Origin of the sequence: Stenotrophomonas sp. AS012628, from assembly GCF_010608305.1 — a bacterium.
Classification (GTDB): domain Bacteria; phylum Pseudomonadota; class Gammaproteobacteria; order Xanthomonadales; family Xanthomonadaceae; genus Stenotrophomonas; species Stenotrophomonas geniculata.
The window spans coordinates 1-4,545 of record NZ_VMBJ01000088.1 but is presented as its reverse complement, the minus strand read 5'-3'; the positions used below and the strand labels follow the sequence as shown (position 1 = coordinate 4,545).

The window sequence follows — 4,545 nt, the reverse complement described above, 5'->3', positions numbered from 1 at the left end:
ACCTACGCTGCCAGATTTCCATCAGATAAGGCTCGATCGCGCCATCCATGGCGCTCACGGTCCTGCATCGGCCTGGCCTCCCGTCTCCCGACAATTGCCTGGCCTCGGACGGTAGCGCCGGGCCATGCCCGGCGAGTGCAGCGGCCACGTTCGAAACGCCCGCCGGCGCACGCCTTTCGTTCCACCACTGCACCCGCAGCGCAACATGGGAAATCCGTGCGGCACCCTATAATCCGCGCTTTCCCCCTGATGAGTTCCACCCCGATGGCGCAGCAAACGATGAAGGCCCTGGTCAAGCGCGAAGCGGCCAAGGGCATCTGGCTGGAAGAAGTTCCGGTTCCGACCCCGGGCCCGAACGAGGTCCTGATCAAGCTGGAGAAGACCGCGATCTGCGGTACCGACCTGCACATCTACCTGTGGGACGAGTGGAGCCAGCGCACCATCAAGCCAGGCCTGACCATCGGCCACGAATTCGTCGGTCGCGTCGCCGCACTCGGCTCGGCCGTGACCGGCTATGAAATCGGCCAGCGCGTCTCGGCCGAAGGTCACATCGTCTGCGGCCACTGCCGCAACTGCCGTGGCGGCCGCCCGCACCTGTGCCCCAACACCGTCGGCATCGGCGTCAACGTCAACGGCGCCTTCGCCGAATACATGGTGATGCCGGCCAGCAACCTGTGGCCGATCCCGGACCAGATCCCGTCGGAGCTGGCTGCGTTCTTCGACCCGTACGGCAACGCCGCGCACTGTGCGCTGGAGTTCAACGTGATCGGCGAGGACGTGCTGATCACCGGTGCCGGCCCGATCGGCATCATCGCCGCCGGCATCTGCAAGCACATCGGTGCACGCAACGTGGTGGTGACCGACGTCAACGACTTCCGCCTGAAGCTGGCCGCCGACATGGGCGCCACCCGCGTGGTCAACGTGGCCAACCAGTCGCTGAAGGACGTGATGAAGGAACTGCACATGGAGGGCTTCGACGTGGGCCTGGAAATGAGCGGCAACCCGCGTGCGTTCAACGACATGCTCGACTGCATGTACCACGGCGGCAAGATCGCCATGCTCGGCATCATGCCCAAGGGCGCCGGCTGCGACTGGGACAAGATCATCTTCAAGGGCCTGACCGTGCAGGGCATCTACGGCCGCAAGATGTACGAGACCTGGTACAAGATGACCCAGCTGGTGCTGTCCGGCTTCCCGCTCGGCAAGGTGATGACCCACCAGCTGCCGATCGACGATTTCCAGAAGGGCTTCGACCTGATGGAAGAAGGCAAGGCCGGCAAAGTGGTATTGAGCTGGAACTGATCCGCCCCACGGTAGCGCCGGGCCATGCCCGGCGTCACCGGAATGAAAAAGGCGCCCGATGGGCGCCTTTTTCCAATGCGTGCCAGGCAAGCCTGGCACCTACCGTAACGCCTGCGGCGTTACTTGCCGACGGCCACGCTCAGCATCACCCGGCTGTGGGCCAGCTTGCCGGAGTTGTCGCGGCCGTTGCCGTCGGTGCCGTAGTAGCCCAGGCCGACGTTGAACAGGCCGAACTGGCGCGCGACGCCGACGTTCCAGTCGGTGTAGTCCTTGGCGATGCCGTCCTCGAAGGTGCTGCGACCGACGTTGGCATTCAGGGTGAAGTCCTTCGGCAGGCCCCAGCTGCCGCCCAGGCCGAAGTACCAGCCATCGGTGCTGCTGTTCCAGACATCGTTGGTGTAGGCCACCGTCATCTTGTAGGTGTCATCCAGCGTGGTGGTGGTGATCAGCTCGTTGTAGTTCTGGTGGCTGGACTTCAGGTAGGTGTAGCGGTTCAACAGCACATCGACGTTCACGCGCTCGGTGACATCCACGCCGTAGCCGATCAGGTAATCGACCTCGGTCTTCGGGTCACCCGCACCAAAGTCCACACCCGAACCCCACACGCCGGCATACAGGCCAACCGGGCTGGTGTAGGTGAAACCGGCCTGCAGGGTCGGATCCTCGTCGGTCTGCGACACACCACGGAACAGGTAATCGGAAACGGCGGTGACGTTCCAGCTGTACGGCGATTCGTTTTCCTGGGCGCTGGCGGCGAACGGGGCGGCCAGGGTCAGGGCAGCGGCAATGGCGAGGCAGGCACGGGCGTGCTTCATGAGCGTCTCCGGTGGGGGCGGTGGCGTGGAAGGCGGGGAGCAGGCGTAGCGGCCGGAGCGGGACAGCTCCGGTTCACGAATTTTTAACCAGTTTGCTATTGCGATGCAACATGTGCCGGCCGTGGCGATGCCCCAGCCGGGCCGGTCGGCACGCGGCGATGCCCGGTAGAATCAGCGGTTTCCCCGTTCAGAGCCGTGCCCACGCCATGACCGACGCTTCCTCCGCCCTGACCCGCCACTACGCTGAGGAACTGGACGCCATCCGCGCCCAGGGCCTGTTCAAGTCCGAACGGATCATCACCAGCCCGCAGTCGGCCGAGATCACCCTTGAGGACGGCCGCAAGGTGCTGAACTTCTGTGCGAACAACTACCTCGGCCTGGCCGACCATCCGGACCTGATCCAGGCCGCCAAGGATGCGCTGGATACCCACGGCTTCGGCATGGCCTCGGTGCGCTTCATCTGCGGTACCCAGGACCTGCACAAGCAGCTGGAGAAGCAGATCGCCGACTTCTTCGGCAAGCAGGACACCATCCTGTATGCGGCCTGCTTCGACGCCAACGGCGGCCTGTTCGAACCGCTGCTCGGCGAGAACGACGCGATCATTTCCGATGCGCTGAACCATGCTTCGATCATCGACGGCGTGCGCCTGTGCAAGGCCAAGCGCTTCCGCTACGCCAACTGCGACATGGCCGACCTGGAAGCGCAGCTGCAGGCCGCCGATGCCGCCGGCTGCAAGACCAAGCTGATCACCACCGACGGCGTGTTCTCGATGGACGGCTTCATCGCGCCGCTGGACGAAATCACCGCGCTGGCGAAGAAGTACAACGCGCTGGTGCACATCGATGAGTGCCACGCCACCGGCTTCCTCGGTGCCACCGGCCGCGGTTCGGCCGAGGTCAAGGGCGTGCTGGAGAAGATCGACATCATCACCGGCACCCTGGGCAAGGCCATGGGCGGCGCACTGGGCGGCTTCACCTGCGCCAGCGCCGAGGTGATCGAGCTGCTGCGCCAGCGTTCGCGGCCCTACCTGTTCTCCAACTCGCTGCCGCCGCATGTGGTTGCCGCCGGCATCAAGGCGTTCGAGATGCTGGCCGCCGCTGACGACCTGCGCGACACCCTGGTGGAGAACACCCGCTACTTCCGCGAAAAGATGGTCGCCGCCGGTTTCGACGTGAAGCCGGGCGTGCACCCGATCAGCCCGGTGATGCTGTACGACGCGCCGCTGGCGCAGAAGTTCGCCGAGCGCCTGCTCGAAGAAGGCATCTACGCGATCGGTTTCTTCTTCCCGGTGGTGCCCAAGGGCCAGGCGCGCATCCGCACCCAGATCAGCGCCGCGCACAGCCGTGAGCATCTGGACCGCGCGATCGATGCGTTCACCCGCATCGGTGTCGAGCTGGGCGTGATCAAGGGCTGATCGCCCCGGGGTCGGATCCCCACGGGTAGCGCCGGGCCATGCCCGGCGGTTTCCCGATAGCCGCGCTATGCGCTCGCCGGGCACGGCCCGGCGCTACCGAAATGACGCGCGACGCGCGTCATTTCTTTTTCTTCTTGCCCTTCGGCTCGTCCTTGCTGGCCACCACCACCGGCTTGGCGGCAGCATCCTGGCCGTTGCCCTTGGCAACGCGGATGCCGTTGGCCTTCATCCAGGCATCGAACTCATCGGCGGTCATCTTCTTGTCGCCGTTGCTCATCAGGAAGCGGTAGCTGCCGCGGCCATCCAGCTCCGGGGTCTTCACTTCCACCACCGGTGTTTCAGCCGGCGTTTCCGCCTTGGCCACCTTCTTGTGGCCACCACAGGCGGTCAGCAGCACCATCGGCAGCAGCAGGCCTGCGCAGCGCAGGGTTTGGTTGAGGGTCGGGTGGTACATGGGCAGGCTCCGTTCGGGAAATTCAGCAACCAGGCGCCCCCTACGCCTGGAACGGTGGCCGGCAACCGCCGGCCGCGGGCGATGATCAGCCCGGTGCAGCGGCCCCCAGCCGCTGCTGGTCACTGACCTCCAGCATCCGCCATTGCCCTTTGCCGAGATCGCCGAGCTGCAGCCCGCCGATCGCGACCCGGACCAGGCGCAGTACCTGCAGGTCGAAGGCCGCCAACAGGCGGCGGATGTGGCGGTTGCGACCCTCGTCGAGGACCACCTCCAGCCACGCGGTCTTGTCGCCGCTGCGCAGCACGCGCACGGCCTGGGCAACGAGGAACTCGCCTTCGTCCTCGACACCGGCGCGCAGCGCAGCCAGGGTGTCCTCGTCGGGCAGGCGGTCCACCTGCACGTGGTAGGTCTTCTGCGGGCCGGTTTCCGGATCGGTCAGATGCGCAGCCCACTGCGGATCGTTGCTGAACAGCAACAGCCCCTCGCTGGCCTTGTCCAAGCGCCCGACCGGTGCGATCCACGGCAGCCCTGCGCCATCGAAACAGCGGTAGACGGTGTC

5 protein-coding genes are annotated in these 4,545 nt (G+C 65.6%); 2 read left to right on the top strand and 3 right to left on the bottom strand.

Annotation, left to right across the window (positions count from 1 at the left end; translation table 11 throughout):
- The first annotated feature begins 279 nt into the window (after positions 1 to 279).
- A complete protein-coding gene (tdh, locus tag G5A07_RS21000) occupies positions 280 to 1,302 on the top strand; it encodes an L-threonine 3-dehydrogenase (protein ID WP_010483949.1) in 1,023 nt (340 codons plus the stop codon).
- A 119-nt stretch (positions 1,303 to 1,421) separates the two neighbouring features.
- Here tdh and G5A07_RS20995 read toward each other — a convergent pair whose 3' ends face one another.
- Positions 1,422 to 2,117, bottom strand: coding sequence for a TorF family putative porin (locus G5A07_RS20995; protein WP_191863951.1), 696 nt, complete (start codon positions 2,115 to 2,117; stop codon positions 1,422 to 1,424).
- Positions 2,118 to 2,323: 206 nt separating this feature from the next.
- Here G5A07_RS20995 and kbl point away from each other — a divergent pair, with 206 nt between their 5' ends.
- Positions 2,324 to 3,532, top strand: coding sequence for a glycine C-acetyltransferase (kbl, locus tag G5A07_RS20990; protein WP_005408238.1), 1,209 nt, complete (start codon positions 2,324 to 2,326; stop codon positions 3,530 to 3,532).
- Positions 3,533 to 3,650: 118 nt separating this feature from the next.
- Here the strand turns inward: kbl and G5A07_RS20985 are convergent, their stop codons facing one another.
- Together G5A07_RS20985 and G5A07_RS20980 are read right to left on the bottom strand one after the other, a co-directional pair.
- Positions 3,651 to 3,986, bottom strand: a complete 336-nt coding sequence (locus G5A07_RS20985) for a hypothetical protein (RefSeq protein ID WP_005412356.1) — start codon at positions 3,984 to 3,986, stop codon at positions 3,651 to 3,653.
- An 85-nt stretch (positions 3,987 to 4,071) separates the two neighbouring features.
- A partial coding sequence (locus tag G5A07_RS20980; RefSeq protein ID WP_191863950.1) for a pseudouridine synthase occupies positions 4,072 to 4,545 on the bottom strand: 474 nt, incomplete at its 5' end.

What these genes read in the sequence shown, in the direction of transcription:
- kbl (WP_005408238.1), top strand. Translation starts at nt 2,324, where the DNA reads ATGACCGACGCTTCCTCCGCCCTGACCCGCCACTACGCTGAGGAACTG.
- G5A07_RS20995 (WP_191863951.1), bottom strand. Translation starts at nt 2,117, where the DNA reads ATGAAGCACGCCCGTGCCTGCCTCGCCATTGCCGCTGCCCTGACCCTG.
- tdh (WP_010483949.1), top strand. Translation starts at nt 280, where the DNA reads ATGAAGGCCCTGGTCAAGCGCGAAGCGGCCAAGGGCATCTGGCTGGAA.
- G5A07_RS20985 (WP_005412356.1), bottom strand. Translation starts at nt 3,986, where the DNA reads ATGTACCACCCGACCCTCAACCAAACCCTGCGCTGCGCAGGCCTGCTG.